General features: G+C 65.4%; 14 protein-coding genes and 1 tRNA gene. 8 read left to right on the top strand and 7 right to left on the bottom strand.

From position 1 onward, the window contains the following. Positions 1 to 26 precede the first annotated feature (26 nt). The 4 genes from BCY78_RS14815 to BCY78_RS14800 are packed head-to-tail and all read right to left on the bottom strand — an operon-like array spanning position 27 to position 4,562. Positions 27 to 1,688, bottom strand: a complete 1,662-nt coding sequence (locus tag BCY78_RS14815; RefSeq protein ID WP_139103179.1) for a methyl-accepting chemotaxis protein — start codon at positions 1,686 to 1,688, stop codon at positions 27 to 29. Beyond that, on the bottom strand, positions 1,685 to 2,251 hold the full coding sequence (locus BCY78_RS14810; RefSeq protein WP_068303379.1) for a chemotaxis protein CheW: 567 nt from the start codon (positions 2,249 to 2,251) through the stop codon (positions 1,685 to 1,687). Before BCY78_RS14810 ends, BCY78_RS14815 begins: the two co-directional genes overlap by 4 nt. Next, on the bottom strand, positions 2,248 to 4,194 hold the full coding sequence (locus tag BCY78_RS14805; protein WP_199523163.1) for a chemotaxis protein CheA: 1,947 nt from the start codon (positions 4,192 to 4,194) through the stop codon (positions 2,248 to 2,250). The genes BCY78_RS14810 and BCY78_RS14805 overlap by 4 nt, the downstream gene beginning before the upstream one ends. Then, positions 4,194 to 4,562: a response regulator gene (locus BCY78_RS14800; protein ID WP_068303373.1), complete on the bottom strand. Its 369-nt coding sequence runs from the start codon at positions 4,560 to 4,562 to the stop codon at positions 4,194 to 4,196. Before BCY78_RS14800 ends, BCY78_RS14805 begins: the two co-directional genes overlap by 1 nt. Positions 4,563 to 5,121: 559 nt before the next feature. Between BCY78_RS14800 and BCY78_RS14795 the strand changes: the two genes are divergently transcribed. From BCY78_RS14795 to BCY78_RS14780, 4 genes are read left to right on the top strand one after another with little or no spacing between them, the layout of a single operon-like run. Continuing rightward, positions 5,122 to 5,433 (top strand): hypothetical protein, encoded by a 312-nt coding sequence (locus tag BCY78_RS14795; protein ID WP_139103178.1) that lies wholly within the window; start codon positions 5,122 to 5,124, stop codon positions 5,431 to 5,433. Positions 5,434 to 5,469: 36 nt separating this feature from the next. Continuing rightward, the gene (locus BCY78_RS14790) at positions 5,470 to 6,072 is read left to right on the top strand and encodes a terminase small subunit (protein ID WP_068303367.1); all 603 of its coding nucleotides are present in this window, start codon (positions 5,470 to 5,472) and stop codon (positions 6,070 to 6,072) included. Beyond that, positions 6,060 to 7,562, top strand: coding sequence for a PBSX family phage terminase large subunit (locus tag BCY78_RS14785; RefSeq protein ID WP_139103177.1), 1,503 nt, complete (start codon positions 6,060 to 6,062; stop codon positions 7,560 to 7,562). Before BCY78_RS14790 ends, BCY78_RS14785 begins: the two co-directional genes overlap by 13 nt. Further along, positions 7,555 to 7,893 (top strand): hypothetical protein, encoded by a 339-nt coding sequence (locus BCY78_RS14780; protein WP_068303362.1) that lies wholly within the window; start codon positions 7,555 to 7,557, stop codon positions 7,891 to 7,893. The genes BCY78_RS14785 and BCY78_RS14780 overlap by 8 nt, the downstream gene beginning before the upstream one ends. 20 nt (positions 7,894 to 7,913) lie before the next feature. On the opposite strand, the gene BCY78_RS14775 is transcribed toward BCY78_RS14780, so the two are convergent. Both BCY78_RS14775 and BCY78_RS14770 read right to left on the bottom strand, forming a co-directional pair. After that, positions 7,914 to 8,849 carry a hypothetical protein gene (locus tag BCY78_RS14775; protein ID WP_199523162.1) on the bottom strand — a complete coding sequence of 312 codons (936 nt, stop codon included), beginning with the start codon at positions 8,847 to 8,849 and terminating at the stop codon, positions 7,914 to 7,916. A 422-nt stretch (positions 8,850 to 9,271) separates the two neighbouring features. Then, a tRNA-Ile gene (locus BCY78_RS14770) sits at positions 9,272 to 9,347 on the bottom strand. 195 nt (positions 9,348 to 9,542) lie between these two features. On the opposite strand from BCY78_RS14770, the gene BCY78_RS14765 reads away from it, so the two are divergent. From BCY78_RS14765 to purN, 4 genes are all read left to right on the top strand, one after another. Then, complete coding sequence (locus BCY78_RS14765; RefSeq protein WP_068303360.1) at positions 9,543 to 10,955, top strand: hypothetical protein; 1,413 nt, start codon at positions 9,543 to 9,545, stop codon at positions 10,953 to 10,955. Between the two features lie 56 nt (positions 10,956 to 11,011). Continuing rightward, on the top strand, positions 11,012 to 11,467 hold the full coding sequence (locus tag BCY78_RS14760) for a hypothetical protein (RefSeq protein ID WP_068303357.1): 456 nt from the start codon (positions 11,012 to 11,014) through the stop codon (positions 11,465 to 11,467). Positions 11,468 to 11,739: 272 nt separating this feature from the next. Further along, positions 11,740 to 12,786: a phosphoribosylformylglycinamidine cyclo-ligase gene (gene purM, locus BCY78_RS14755; RefSeq protein WP_068303355.1), complete on the top strand. Its 1,047-nt coding sequence runs from the start codon at positions 11,740 to 11,742 to the stop codon at positions 12,784 to 12,786. Next, positions 12,783 to 13,370, top strand: a complete 588-nt coding sequence (gene purN, locus BCY78_RS14750) for a phosphoribosylglycinamide formyltransferase (protein ID WP_068303353.1) — start codon at positions 12,783 to 12,785, stop codon at positions 13,368 to 13,370. Before purM ends, purN begins: the two co-directional genes overlap by 4 nt. Here the strand turns inward: purN and BCY78_RS14745 are convergent. Next, positions 13,360 to 14,589, bottom strand: coding sequence for an MFS transporter (locus BCY78_RS14745; protein ID WP_068303350.1), 1,230 nt, complete (start codon positions 14,587 to 14,589; stop codon positions 13,360 to 13,362). The genes purN and BCY78_RS14745 overlap by 11 nt on opposite strands. Positions 14,590 to 14,688 lie beyond the last annotated feature (99 nt).

Raw genomic sequence — 14,688 nt, 5'->3', positions numbered from 1 at the left:
GTCGGTCTCCTTTCACCCCGGTTCGATCAGGCCGCGCTGCGGCCGCTGCGCATGAACTGCGCGTCCAGCTCGTCTTCAGAGGCCTGAAGGTCGAAGTCGAAGCCTTCGGATGCCTTCTGCTTGGCCTTGGAACGCGGGGCCTTCGACGGCGCGGCCGAGCGGACACGGGCCGGCGTGGCGACAGGCTGGCCGCGGCCGGCGGCGAGTTGGAAGAAGGACATCGAGGCGCGCAGGGTCTCGGCCTGAGCGGCCAGTTCCTCGGCGGTGGAGGACAGCTCTTCCGAGGCCGAGGTGTTCTCCTGCGTGACCTTGTCCAGCTGCTGGATGGCCATGTTCACCTGACCCGCGCCGGTCGCCAGTTCCTGGCTGGCACCGCTGATCTGGCTGACCAGCTGGGCGGTCTTCTCGATATCGGGGACCAGACCCTCCAGCATGCGGCCGGCATCCTCGGCGGCCTTGACGGTATCGGCGGACAGCCCGCTGATCTCGCCAGCAGCTTCCTGGCTACGCTCGGCCAGCTTGCGCACTTCCGAGGCGACGACGGCAAAGCCGCGACCATGTTCGCCGGCACGGGCGGCCTCGACCGCGGCGTTCAGGGCCAGCAGGTCGGTCTGGCGGGCGATCTCCTGCACCACCATGATGCGCTGGGCGATGGTCTTCATCGCGGTGACGGCCTCTTCCACGGCACGGCCGCTGATGCGGGCATCCTCGGCCGATTTCTTGGCCATGGCCTCGGTCTCGCTGGCGTTCTCGGCGGTCTGCTTGATGTTCGAGGTCATCTGCTCCATCGAGCTGGAGGCTTCCTCGGTCGACGAGGCCTGCTCGGTCGCGCCCTGGCTCAGCTGTTCGGCGGTCGAGGCCATCTCACCGGCACCCGAGGCGACGTTCGACGACCCGGCCGAGACTTCGCCGACGACGCTGCGCAGCTTCTCGATCATCTGGTTCTGGGCGCGCAGCAGGTCGGTGACTTCGTCATTGCCGGTCAGCGCGACGGTGTTGGTCAGATCGCCGTCCGACACCTTGCGGGCCAGATCGATGGCGCGGGTCAGGCCGCGGCTGATGCTGAGGGTGATCCAGGCGGCCCCGAGGGCGCCGAGGATCGCGGCGGCGATGGTGATCGAGATCAGAATGAACCGGGCCTGCGCATAGGCCTCGTCCGAGGCGCGGTCGGCTTCGGCCATCGACTCGAGGTTGTTCTGCACGATGGCACCGATCGAGGTCTCCATCTCGCGCCAGACCTGCATGCCTTCACGGCTGACGAGGCGGAAGGCGCGTGCAGCATCTCCGCTGTCGGCGATGGTCATCGCCCGGTCGTTCACGTCGCGCAGGCTGCCCATCAGAGCGGTGTATTGCTCCAGCGCGCGCTGGCCGACTTCGGTGGTGATACCGGACAGCCGATCCAGCGTATCATCGTGGCGACGGCGGGCAGTTGCCATCTCGTCCCGGACGCGCAGGCGATCGGCCTCGTCGGGGGTCAGCAGGTATTCCCGCATGTCGCGCTGCACGCGCAGGGTTTCGGTGACCAGCTCCTCGGACAGGCGGACGCGCTGGGCATCGCCATTGACCACGGCGGTCAGCTCGTCGCTGAGTTTGGACAGGTCGGACAGGGCCAGCATCATGGCAAAGGCGGCGGCGGCGATGATGACAAGGAAAGTCGCGGCCAGTTTCAGCTTGATGGTCAGTCTCATTGGAGCGTCTCCGTCTGCAGTTGGGGGGCGGTGCCAAAGGCGCCGGCGGTGGGGGAGCGGCCGCTTTGGCCGGAGGGTTGTCCGGCCGCGGGGCCGGAGAGGTATTCGGCGAAGATCGCCGGAAGGTCGGGAATGGTGACGAACTCGCCGGCCCAGCGGCCGACGGCTGCGACGAAGCGCGGGGGCCAGCGGGTGCCGACGGGCGGGATCGCCTCCAGCGCGTCGGCGCCGATCTGGGTGACCTCGCTCACGCTGTCGGCGAGGATGCCGACCACGGTGTTCTCACCGGCGAGTTTCAGCTCCAGCACGAGGATGCGCGAGGCTTCGGTCGCGGCCTCGAAGGGCATGCGCAGGGGGACGCGCAGATCGGCCAGCGGCACGACGGCGCCGCGGACGTTCACAAGGCCCGGCACGAAGCCCGTGGCGCCGGGCACGCGCGTCACCGTCACGGGTTCAAGGACCTCGCGCAGCTCGGCGGTCGGGACGGCGAGGACCTCGCCTCCAAGGCGGAAGGTCACGACATCCGCCTCGGCCAGCGCCATGATGCGGGGAGAGAAGCTCATGCGGCCTCCTTTCCGGGTTGGGCGATGCCCTGCGCCACCAGATGCGGAACATCGAGGATCAACGCAACCGAGCCATCGCCGAGGATCGTCGCCCCCGAGAAGGTCTTCAGCGCCGAATGCAGGGGCGAGAGTTGTTTGATGACGGTCTGGTTGGTGCCGATGATCCGGTCCACGACCAGCCCGACCCGACCCTCGACCGAGGTGACGACGATCACCTTCTGATAGGGCGTCTGTTCGCCCCGGCAGTTCAGCAGCGGGCGCAGGCGCAGGAAGGGCACCAGACGATCGCGGATATCGAGGAAGGCATTGCCCTTGCCCTCTTGCGCCAGTGTCTCGGGCAGTTCGACGATCTCCTCGACGGCGGCCATGGGCAGGACGAACCGCTCGCCGGCCACTTCGATCAGCAGGCCGTCGATGATCGCCAGCGTCAGCGGCAGGCGCAGGGTCACGGTGGTCCCGAAGCCCGGCTCGCTCTCGACCTCAATGGCGCCGCGCAGCTCGTCGATGGTGCGGCGCACCACATCCATGCCGACGCCGCGGCCCGATAGCTCCGTCACCGCCGCAGCGGTCGAGAAGCCGGGCTCGAAGATCATCTGGTGCAGGGCCTCGTCGGTGATCTCCACCCCCTCGGCCAGCAGACCCCGGTCGATGGCCCGGTTGCGGATCGCGTCCCGGTCCAGCCCGCGCCCGTCATCGCTGAGCGAGATCAGCACCTCGGCGCCGGAATAGCGGGCGCTCAGGCGCAGCTGGCCCTTCTCGGGCTTGCCCATGGCGCGGCGACGCTCGGCGCTTTCCAGCCCGTGGTCGGCCGCGTTGCGCAGGATGTGCATCAGGGGATCGGACAGCCGCTCGATCACGGTCTTGTCCAGCTCGGTTTCTTCGCCCTCGGTGATGAACTCGATGGGCTTGCCGGTGGCCATGGTCAGATCATGCACCAGCCGCTTGAAGCGTCCGGTAATGGAGCCGATGGGCGTCATGCGGATCGACATCGCGGTGTCGCGCATCGCCGTTGCCAGCCGCTGGATATCCTCGGCCACCTGCACCAGACCCGGCTCGCCGGAACGGGCCGCGATCTCGATCAGGCGGGCCTCGGCGATCACCAATTCGCCCACGCGGTCCATCATGTCGTCCAGCCGCTCGGCCGGGACGCGCATGAAGTTGGTCGCGCGCGGCGCGGTCATGTCCGGCTGACCCGGGACAGGCGTCGCCGGCAGATCCGTCGCGGCCTCATGGGGCGCGTCAGACTGTGCGTCCGGTGCCGCAGCCTCGGTGTCGGTGCCGTCGAGGCGCGTGAGCACCATCTCCAGCCCGTCATCGTAGAACAGGAAGGCGCCTTCGATATCGGCCTCAGTGGTGTCGCCGTCGATCTCGGCTTCCCACGACAGTTCCGCCGCCTGTGCCTCGCTGTCGGCATCCCAGGCGGTGCCATCCGGCAGGCGGATATCGCGCGCACCGATGCGGGCCAGTTCCGCCAGCACCAGCGCGGGCTTGCCGCCCAGAGCCAACGTATCGGCCGCCAGCGTGAAGCGGATGTGCCAGTCACTGCCCCCGGCTTCGGGGCTTGCCGGGGCCGGAGCGGCGACGGGGCCAAGGTGCTGTTGCAGGCGCGCCAGCAGGGCCGCCCCCTCGGCAGCGTCGCCGCCGTCCAGCAGCGAGGCCACATGGTCGCGCGCGGCGAGGCTGATCGAGATCAGCTCGGCATCCACGGTGACGCTGCCGCTGCGCACGGCCTCGAAGGCGGTTTCGAAGTCATGCAGGAAGCCGGCGATATCGGTGCGCCCGAACATCGCGCCGGTGCCCTTGAGCGTGTGCAGGTCGCGGAACACACCATCGATCAGCGCCTTGTTCTGGGGCGCATCGCGCAAGGCCAGCAGCCGCTCTTCAAGGCTTTCGGCAAGGCTCTCGGCCTCGGCGCGGAATAGGGAGAAAGTTTCCTCGTCCATCACGCACCCACCAGCTTGCGCACGACGCTGAGCAGTTTTTCCTGATCGAAGGGCTTCACCATCCAGCCGATCGCCCCGGCCGAGCGGGCCTTCTCCTTGATCGCCGCCTCGCTCTCGGTGGACAGGAACACGACCGGCACGCCGCTGTTCTCAGGCTTCGAGCGGAAGGCCTTGCAAAAGCCCAGCCCGTCGAGCCGGGGCATGTTCTGATCGGTGATGACGGCGTTGAAGGGCTTGCGCTGGGTCTTCTCCAGCGCGTCCTGTCCGTCGACGGCGGTGTCGACGGTATAGCCCGCGCCTTGAAGCGTCCGGGCGATCATCTGCCGCACGGAGGGGGAGTCGTCGACCACCAGAATGCTGCGTGTCATGTCAATCTTTCCTCGTTCGGGCCGCCGGCGGGGAAGGCGGGCAGGGGGGATCCGCGCAGCCGTCATCGGCGCGCCAAGGCGCGGACCCGGGCTACGGGACAGCAGCATCCGGTCGCGTCCCTTGGGAACGCGGGAAGCCACAGGCAGGGCATCGCTTTGGATGAGAGGACGGGCCTTCTGGCGCGCGCTATCGTCTGAGGACCGGATCGGCCTGCTTTGGCGCAGGCCAGACCTTGGCGGTCCGGGCAGGGCGGCATCGGGTGCCGCGTCTTGAGGGCAGAACTAGGCGCGAGTTCTTAACCGAAGGATAAAAGCCGGTCCGGGCGCTTATCATTCGGTAATGTCCGTTAATGTCCGTAAGGAATTTCGCGCCGGTTCCGAGGCCGGGTTGCGCACCCGAACAGGGCGTGAGCAGCAGGGAAATGACGGCGGGAATTGGTAGGCCCTTCTGCTGCCGATTCCGACGCTTAAGTCATTGAAAGATAACAAAATGGAACCTTCATCTTCGCTACTAGCCGCCTATCCATTTGCCAAACGATCGATCCGTTGCGCTGATGACTTGACCCGGTATCTCGCCAACTACTTCGCCCAGATCGATGCTAGCCCGCCTTTGCCCAATGGTGCCAGGTTCGATGAAGCCACCGGCAGGGTTGAACATCTGACCGCACCGCGCGTCGGAAGCGCCACCGGCTTCGCGATCTACCTCGGTCGGTCTCCGAAGGAACTCTTGGCCCTGCGGGACAAGTACCCCGAGGCGTTCGGCCAGTGCATCGAGGATCTGCGCAAGCACATCAGTTCAAGAGCGACCTGCAAAAAGTTCGCTGAGATGATCACATCCCGTCCGCTGCTCGACCTGAGACGGACTCGGTGATGGGTATCCGGACTAGTTAGTTGGAGAACATGAACCATGGGCAACAACCTTCCCGCCAAAAGGGGCTTTGGCACTGGTGCCGGTTGGAAACGTCGGATCGAAACTCCCGATGAGCTTCTAGCGAAGTTCGAGGAATACACGGCCTTCGCCAAAGAGAACCTTGCCTTCCCGGTCGAGTTGATCAGGGGAGCAGATGGCAAGCTGCAAGGTACCAAATTCAAGCCCGGCACTTGGACCATTGTCAGCTTCTGCCATTTCCTAGGCGTGACCCGGTACTCTTGGGACGATTGGAATAAACACCGAACAGACCTGAGAGAGGCTATCGACGTAATCGAGGAGCGTATCCGAGACCACAATCGGCGCGGCGCAGACGCCGGGGTGTTCCATGCCGGGATGGCGGCGCTTGACCTCGAACGCGAAGAACGGAAGCGCGCTCGGCTTGAGGCCCAGTCCGAAGCACCCACGGTGGCCTCTGAGCTGGTCGCGAACATCGTCCACCCCGACATGACCTCGGAGCAGTTCGACCTCTACACCGCCGCCGGGGTGTCCTTTCCGCTCTACACGCAGCAACAGCTCGACGCTGGGTTTCCGCTGATCCTGCCGCCGCTACCTTCGAGGACAAAGCCGTGGGAGAAGTGAGAACCTACTTTGCGCCATGGGGCGAACAGCGTCTTGCTGCCGAGCTTCTGGAACGCCACTGCGCCCGCTGCCGCGCGCTTGACCTGCCTTACGAGACCACACCGGAGGCCATGCACGCAGCACTTGCGCAGGTCCCTCGGGATCGGCGCGAGGCCGCAGAACATGCCGCCCAGCGCGCAGCCCACGGCTTGTCCCAGATGTTTGGCTGGAAACCCGATGACTACTCACCACCGGGGGCTACGCCATTCGGCCCTCTGCTCTCTAGCCATCACGAACACTACGCCTTCTGGGGCGGGCGCGGCGGCATGAAGTCGTGGGGCGTGGCGGATGCGCTGATCGAACTGGCCTCGACCCGCAAGGAGCGAATTGCCGGGGCACGCGAGCATATGGTGCGGATCAAGGAGTCGTCCAAGGAACTGCTCGACGAAAAGGCTAGAGGGTCGCGCTGGGCGAATGACTGGCAGATCACCGAGTACGAATTGAAGAACACGCGCACGGGGTCGGTGATCTTTTTCGTTGGCCTGTCGGGCGGCGCGGCAGGACCAGAGGGCGTCGCCAAGGCGCTAGAGGGCATAACGTTACTCTGGACCGACGAGGCCCAGCTTGTTTCCCAGCGGTCGCTTGACGTGATCCTGCCAACCATCCACAAGGCGGGGTCGCGCTGCGTTTGGACTTGGAACCCGGGGCAAGAGCCATCACCAGTTGACTTGATGTTTCGGCATACTGAGCCGCCCGAAAGGTCGCTGGTGACCTCGCTCATGCTGGAAGACAATCCTTACATCTACCGCAGCCGGTTGATGTCCGAATGCCGGTCCAGCTTCGCGCGAGGCGACACCGATACATTCCGCCATGTCTGGCGCGGCGCGCATCTAGAGGTGAGTGACGCGACGGTCTTTCCAAAGGTGGCTAGCGGCTATTTCAACTTCGGCGCGCTGCCATGCCGGGGCGCTGGCCCTAATGTGCACCATCTGGGAGGCATGGACTTCGGCTATGGCGGGCCTGATCCCAGCGCCGCCGTGGGACTGTACCTGATCATGCCGGGGGCCTTCCCTTCTGATGTCCCAGAGGATGAGTGCCGTCCTATTCTTTATGTTGCGAATGAGGGCGTGGCCCAAGCGGTGCCGAACCACGAGCTGTGGAAGCTGGCCGGGAAGACGCGGTGCCAAGGAGTGCTTTGCGACAGCGCAATGCCCCTAATGATCGACGCTCTCAACGCCTCTGGACGGGTCTCTGCACGCCCTGCGGTCAAAGCCCCCGGCAGTCTGCACGCGGGTATCAGGAAGCTTCAGTCCTGTGACATTCTCGTGTCGCCCGAATGCCCGGTGGCGTTGGGCGAACTGAAAGGGCTGCGCTGGGTGACCGACAAGACGGGCAAGGTGGTAAAGCCATTGCGGACCATCGTCGAAGATCACTGCGTCGCGGCGATCCGCTACGCGTTGAGCGAAATTGAAGTTTCAACCCTAGAGAATGGAGGAGTGGACTATGTTTGAGAAGTTCATGAGTCAGGTGCCGGGCGATCCTGAGTTTCAGGCTGTCGGCTACGGCTTCAAGCCTGCGATTGAGCTACGCCGCGAGCCGTCGGTGGCTGGTGAGCTGGTCGGCGTGGATGCGAAGGGCAATGTCGTTGATCGCTGGCCAATCGCCTCCAACGACGACGCCGTCGCCTTCCTCGCGGGCAAGAAGGTTGCGCTGCCGAGAGACTATCCGACTATGCACCGGCGCTTGCTGGAAGTCGGGGCGACTGTGAAGGTGCCGCCGGTGGCATACTCCACGCTGGACCTTGCGCGATTCGCGGCAGATGACAGCGTGGATTGGGCTTGATCACTCAGTTGGCAATCGATTCAGCGCACCTGCACTCCATCCCCAATAAACTGAGACAATGGATTGTCGACTTCTTCTGGGGCTTCCAGCGCGCGACGGCACTGATTGGCGATTTCAGACCTGTACACTTCCATGCTCGGTATCATTGAATAGATGTCGGTGTTGTCGACAATGATGGTCCGAACTTGGCCTACGTCGAAAGGAACCCTATCTCCTTTCTGGATCAACTGAACCACGGGCTTCTTGACCATGTGCCGTATCGCCAGCTCGTAGAAGACGTTGGGATTGTGGAACGACAAGTCAGCGATCACCAGTCGTGATCGCAATAAGTACTGGATAATCTGGGTTGTAATGATTCCCGGCTTCGCAATCTTATCTGCCCTGACCACCTGAAGTTTCAGAGGCTCTATGGCCGGCTCTACTAGGGCGTTCAAGAATAGATCGGAGTGTTTTCGTTCGAGCGAGCCGTCTGCGCCAATAGGTGTTACATAGAATGCCGTCCTTTCAAACTCGGCGTGCTCGGACGTAACCAGCGGCTTATTTTCACTAGACACCACCGCAGCGACGACACCCGGCGCCCTTGCAGGAAGCGTGTCAAGATGATGGTCCACCGAGACAACTCGCTCGGCACCCGAGAGCATCTGGAGAAGGCCAACAAAGCGAAGGTTCAGAATAAAGGTATCTACGGCTTCCTCGGCTGCATCCTCCCCTACTTCAAACTCCTTGATCTTGTCTACCAGCACTGACTTTTGCGGAAGGCGATTCCCGATGTACGCCTCATACAGAGCCTTGAACGGCTCCACCGAGTCTATCGCCGCCGCGATCCTAGCCTTTGCAACTTCTCGTGCATTGAACTCTTCATCGACACAAGCCCTGCCGATATCCGTTAGCTCGACCTGGTCTGAAGTGTAGCTACCTCTTGTCAGGCCGTACTTGTTGGCGTTCGTGATCAGCATGCGGCTTGCGCCGCTATCCGGCGACTTGCCTAGTTCGTCAAAAAGAGTGAGCCGCTTTACAGGTGACCGCTGCCGATCTCAAAAACGTGCCGCGCATAACCGATGGCTTCTTCAAACGTGGAGGCTGGGAAGTTTCGGACTGTCCGCTTTTTTCGCCCGCCAGCACTATCACGACCTCCAGTTGCGGGTGATTTTGTCTCAGGTTCGGCAACCTGAGGCGGCGATTTCTTGGCCCGACGTGGGCGTCGCGTACTTTCTTCTGCGGCCATTCGTTACTCTTTCCCTAAAAATACATACAATGGGTAAGGCGGGTGCAGTGATCTTACAAGATATTCCGCGCGGCTGACGGCAAGATGCATGGGCGCTTTAAAGGCAGCTAATCCCCGGAATGGCGGTAACTTATGTTCAAAACCAATGGCGATTGGTAGGCCCGGAGGGACTCGAACCCCCAACCAAGGCGTTATGAGCGCCCTGCTCTGACCATTGAGCTACAGGCCCGACCGTCGCCTTGCGTAACAGGTTGAGCGTCCGGGTCAAGAAGCCCGATGCCACGCCTCACGAACAACCCCCCGCGCGTATCAACCGCTGTTGATGGGCCGCACGGGTCTGCGGACGCCCGGCAAGCTTGACCGCAGAGGCCGGCGCTTCCTATGGTCGTCCACCTTTTGCATGCCCTTTTCGTTTCAGGATCTCATGTCAGCGCGCCGAATTACGGCTCTCCTTGCCCTTCTGCTTGCCACCAGCGTGCAGGCACAGGTCTCTGACGAGGCCGGGCCGGGCGATGCGGCGCCGGAGGTCCAATCGGCCGAACCCGTGACCGTGGTGGCTGCCGTGCCGGCGCCGGAACCCAGCCCGCCGCCAGATCCCGTGCTCTATCAATACACCGGCCCGATGGATGGCGAGGCCGAAGGCGTGCTGGTCGACGGCCGCTCGGGTCATATCGCGCGTTTCCAGCATGCGTTGAACGTGGCGCTCATGGCCTGCGGGCTGGAGGGCGAGATCGGCACCGACGGCATGTTCGGCCCCCGGACCCGCGCGGCGATCACCCGGCTGGCCGGTTGCGCGCCCTTCGACCAACGGCTGACGCCGGACAGCCCCGCGCGCGAGGGCGCGATCACCGAGGGGCTGTGGCAGCTGTTGGTGCCGGGCGAGGCCCCGCCGGATGCGCTGGCCCGGACCCGCGCGATCCTGCTCGCTTTTGAGGGCACCGATATCACCCGCGGAGCGCAGTGGAATTTCTGCCAGAACAACATCGAGATCTACGACCCCGAGGCCGAGGATCCGACCTGCTACACCAATGACCGCTTCTCGTACCTGACCTGGGGGCCAAACGGGGCGACGGCAGGCCATGGGCGCGAGATCCTCGCCATCCTGCACCGCACGGAGCTGCTGGACCCGACCTTGCTCGACGCTGCTTTCGACGACGAGGCCGAGGCCGTTCGCCGCCTGTTTGACCTGCGCCTGCCGGCCGGCGATGACAGCGAGATGCGGCAGTATCTGTGCGGCATCTACGTCGATCTGCCCCGCCGCCGGCAATGGACCCGCGGCTTCGCCCGGCTGGGCGAACGGCCGGAGGTCCGGGCGATCTATACGGGCGTCTATCGCTCGGCCAGTTACGACGGCGGCAAGATCCGCACCTTCCTGCGCGCCTGGCGCGATGCGGGGCTGGAGCCGACGGAGATCGACCTCGCCTTCTTCATCGACCGCGCGGCCCATACCAGCGTGCGCAATATCGAGGTCCGGCGCCTGCTGCGGCAGGTGCTGGCGCGCGGGTCTGGCCTGACACCCGCGCAGATCCGGCGCGGTTTCTCACGCCTGGCGCGTGTGGCCAATGCGACGCAGCAGGGCCCTCGGCAGGGGCGCGACGTCGCCTTTTATGTCGACGCGCTGGAGCCGGTGCTGACCGCGCCCGAGCGCCGCAACTGGGAGCGTTCCGGCGCGCGCCGGGCCTCGGCCCTTGGCCTCAGTGATGACCGCCCGGCCCCTGAGATCCGCATCGGCCCGCGCGACGCATGGCAGGCGACCGGCCTGCGCCCCCTGACCCATGCCGAGGCCGATTTGTGCCCCGCGCCTGTCCTCAACCCCAGCCTGCCGCGCAGGCGCTAAGTCCTTTTCCAGACGACTTTTTGACGACCCGCTTTTTCAAACCCGGAGTTTTCCAGATGGCCAAATTCGACGAAGACGCCATGCGTGCCGCCCTTTCCCCCCTTGTGCCGGAGGGCACTGCGATCACCTACGCCGCCTATGGCGTTCGGCAGCCCAGCCTCTGGGTGATCCTGCCCGCCTTCGCGGTGGCGATCCTGCCCGGCGTGATCCTGACGCAGATGCTGACCAAGCATTATCTCGTGGGCCTTGCTGGCGACCGCGTTGTGGTCATGCAGTTCAAGCCGCGCATGGCAAAGATGACGATGGCGGTGGGCGAGGTGAAGGACAGCTTCGTGCAGCCCCTTTCCGAGATGCAGGGCAAACCGGTGACGGCCTCGACCGGCAAGATCTTCACCAACCTGGGCTTCCCACGCCCCGAGGGCGCCTTCTTCGCCAAGTTTCACCGGGCGTTTTCCAAGACGAACCGCCCCTCGGCCATGGCGATTGCCGAGGCCGTGCAGGCGGCGGCCTGACCTGCCAAACCTCGGCGCATCGGGCTCTCTGCTCTCAGTAGCGAATGGCGGCAATCCAGTCCCTGATCGCCAACGAGAGCGCGGCCCTCTATCGCGAGGCCAAGGTGATCTGGTCCAGCCAGCCGGGCCGAGCATCACGACGCCATCCTGCAGGACATCTACGCTTGAGCCCTCCGTACCCGAACGGAACCGGGGCGTTGCAGCGCGCCTGCCTTTGCGGTAAGCGCGGCGCAACGCGTGCGTGACAACGCCCAGATGCCCCGGAGAACACCATGAGCGACGGTAAGAACGGTCTGACCTATGCCCAGGCGGGCGTGGACATCGACGCAGGCAATGCGCTGGTCGAGCGCATCAAGCCGGCGGCGAAACGCACGAACCGGCCGGGCACGATGTCGGGCCTCGGCGGCTTCGGCGCGCTGTTCGACCTGAAGGGCGCGGGCTATACCGATCCGGTGCTGGTCGCGGCCACCGATGGCGTCGGCACCAAGCTGCGCATCGCCATCGACACCGGCAATGTCGACACGATCGGCATCGACCTCGTCGCCATGTGCGTGAACGATCTGGTCTGCCAGGGCGCCGAGCCGCTGTTCTTCCTCGATTACTTCGCCACCGGCAAGCTGGAGGTGGATCAGGCGACCCGCATCATCGAGGGCATTGCCGAAGGCTGCGTGCAATCGGGCTGCGCCCTGATCGGCGGCGAGACGGCCGAGATGCCGGGCATGTATCACGCCGGCGACTTCGACCTCGCCGGTTTCGCTGTCGGCGCGATGGAGCGCGGGCAGGACCTGCCGCAGGGCGTGGCCGAGGGTGACGTGCTCTTGGGCCTCGGCTCGAACGGGGTGCATTCCAACGGCTATTCGCTGGTGCGCAAGGTCGTCGAACGCTCGGGTCTGGGCTGGGCCGATGCCTGCCCCTTCGCCGAAGGCTCGCTGGGCGAGGTGCTGCTGGCGCCGACGCGTCTGTACGTGAAACAAGCGCTGGCGGCGGTGAAGGCGGGCGGCGTGCATGCGCTGGCGCATATCACCGGCGGTGGCCTGACCGAGAACCTGCCGCGCGTGCTGCCGGAAGGTCTGGGCGCGACGATTGATCTGAATTCGTGGACCCTGCCGCCGGTGTTCGGCTGGATGGCCGGGATCGCCGGTTTCGATCAGGCCGAACTGCTGAAGACCTTCAACAGCGGCATCGGCATGATCCTCGTGGTCGACCCGGCCCGCGCCGATGCGCTGGCGGCCCTGCTGGCCGAGGCCGGCGAGAGCGTGCATCGCCTCGGCACCGTCACGGCGGGCGAGGGCGTGCAGTACACGGGCAACCTTCTGTGAAACGCGTCGCCATCCTGGTTTCGGGCGGCGGCTCGAACATGGTGGCGTTGGCGCGGTCGATGGAGGGGGATCACCCGGCGCGTCCGGTGCTGGTCCTCTCGAACGACCCCGCCGCCAAAGGGCTGGAGCGCGCGGCGGCGATGGGCATTCCCGTGGCCGCCGTCGATCACCGGCCGTTCAAGGGTGACCGCGCGGCCTTCGAGGCTGCGCTGATGGAGCCGCTGCTGGCGGCCGAGCCCGACGTGATCTGCCTTGCGGGTTTCATGCGCATCCTGACGCCGGGCTTTACCGGCCGCTTTGCCGGGCGGATGCTGAACATTCATCCCTCGCTGCTGCCGAAATACCCGGGTCTGCACACCCATCAGCGCGCGCTCGACGCCGGCGACACCGAGGCCGGCTGCACCGTGCATGAGGTGACCGAGGTTTTGGACGACGGCCCGATCCTCGGCCAAGCCCGCGTTCCGGTCCTGCCGGGCGACGATGCCGACACTTTGGCCGCGCGCGTGCTGGTGCAGGAGCATGTGCTCTACCCGGCGGTGCTGCGGCGCTATGTTTCGGGCGACCGCACGCCGGTCAGCCTCTGACCCGCCAGGGCACGCCGGCCAGCAGCAGCAGCGAGACCAGCGCCAGCCCCGCTGCCAGCGCCAGCGTGACCCAAGGGCCGAAGCTGGCCATCGAGGCCGCCATGGCGAAGGGCGAGAGCGAGGCCACCAGCGAGCGCAGGCTCGCCAGCCGTCCCAGCCGCGTCGCGTAGCCCTTGAGCCCGAACAAAGCCAGCGGCACCGTCCCGCGCACCATCGTCGCCAATCCCTGACCCACGCCGAACAGCACCGCGAAGACCGAGGCCGAGGCCATCCCCACCGGCGCCAGCAGCAGCACGAGGACCGAGGCGACGAGGCAGCTCATCGCGAAGAGCGCGGTGACCATCGGGTGGCGGTTCTTGGCGAACAGCATCTCCAACACCCGCGCGCCGACCTGCGACGGCCCCATCAGCGCGCCCGCCGCGACCGCCGTGCCCTGCGACAGGCCGACTGCCGCCATCACCGGCACCCATTGGGCGCTGAAGGCGGACATCATCGCCCAGCTCAGCGACAGGCCCGCGGCCAGCAGCACCATGGCGCGGGGCTGGAGGTGGACGGGCAGGGGGGTGAATTCGGGGGCCGAGGGCTCGGCGCTGGCTTTCGGACTGCGGTCGAGGCGCGGCAGCGACAGGTGCAGCGGCAGGCAGAGGCAGAGGTGCAGGGCCGCGAAGATCAGATAGGCGCCGCGCCAGCCCCAGGTCTCGGACAGAAGCAGCGTGAAGGGCCAGAACACCGTCGAGGCGAAGCCGCCGAATAGGGTGATATAGGTGATCGCCCGGCGCGCCTTTCGCTCGCCCACCGCCTGAGCGATGCCGGCGAAGGCGGAATCATAGAGTACCATCGGCGCGATGAACTCGACCAGCAGCAGCGCGCCCGCCAGCGTCCAGCCGTCGCTGACCTGCGAAAGCAGCAGAAAGGCCAGCGCCGATCCTGCCGATCCTGCCGCCATCACCCCTCGGGCGCCGTGCCGGTCAATGAGCGATCCGGCCAGCGGCGCCATCAAGGCCCCGGCCAGCAGCGCGCCGGACAGGATCCCGTAGGCCAGCGTCGGCGAGATGCCCAGCTCGGCGCTGAGCGGCGCGACGAGGACGCCGAAAGCATAGTAGATCGAGCCGAAACCGACGATCTGCGTCAGCCCCAGTGAAACCACGGCGCGCGCAATATTGCTGCGCTGCGGCGTCGCTGCGGGTTCGGAATTGTTCGCGATTGGGCCGCGACTCATGGCGTCTCATTCCTTGCGGCGCCCGTCGGCCCGAACTGGTTTCGAACAGCGATCACCTTTCCGTAACTTGTGATCACACCCTCAAAAACCGTGATCACA

Origin of the sequence: Pararhodobacter sp. CCB-MM2, assembly GCF_001691415.1 — a bacterium.
In the GTDB taxonomy this organism is placed as follows: Bacteria; Pseudomonadota; Alphaproteobacteria; order Rhodobacterales; family Rhodobacteraceae; genus Pararhodobacter.
The sequence above is the reverse complement of the archived record's forward strand: the minus strand, read 5'-3'. Positions and strand labels throughout refer to the sequence as shown.

Bases quoted from the DNA above. Each gene is read 5' to 3' on its own strand.
- BCY78_RS14780 (WP_068303362.1), top strand. From the start codon at position 7,555: ATGTTTGAGAAGTTCATGAGTCAGGTGCCGGGCGATCCTGAGTTTCAG.
- BCY78_RS14765 (WP_068303360.1), top strand. From the start codon at position 9,543: ATGTCAGCGCGCCGAATTACGGCTCTCCTTGCCCTTCTGCTTGCCACC.
- BCY78_RS14790 (WP_068303367.1), top strand. From the start codon at position 5,470: ATGGGCAACAACCTTCCCGCCAAAAGGGGCTTTGGCACTGGTGCCGGT.
- BCY78_RS14775 (WP_199523162.1), bottom strand. From the start codon at position 8,849: ATGCTGATCACGAACGCCAACAAGTACGGCCTGACAAGAGGTAGCTAC.
- BCY78_RS14800 (WP_068303373.1), bottom strand. From the start codon at position 4,562: ATGACACGCAGCATTCTGGTGGTCGACGACTCCCCCTCCGTGCGGCAG.
- BCY78_RS14815 (WP_139103179.1), bottom strand. From the start codon at position 1,688: ATGAGACTGACCATCAAGCTGAAACTGGCCGCGACTTTCCTTGTCATC.
- BCY78_RS14805 (WP_199523163.1), bottom strand. From the start codon at position 4,194: ATGGACGAGGAAACTTTCTCCCTATTCCGCGCCGAGGCCGAGAGCCTT.
- BCY78_RS14745 (WP_068303350.1), bottom strand. From the start codon at position 14,589: ATGAGTCGCGGCCCAATCGCGAACAATTCCGAACCCGCAGCGACGCCG.
- BCY78_RS14760 (WP_068303357.1), top strand. From the start codon at position 11,012: ATGGCCAAATTCGACGAAGACGCCATGCGTGCCGCCCTTTCCCCCCTT.
- BCY78_RS14810 (WP_068303379.1), bottom strand. From the start codon at position 2,251: ATGAGCTTCTCTCCCCGCATCATGGCGCTGGCCGAGGCGGATGTCGTG.
- purM (WP_068303355.1), top strand. From the start codon at position 11,740: ATGAGCGACGGTAAGAACGGTCTGACCTATGCCCAGGCGGGCGTGGAC.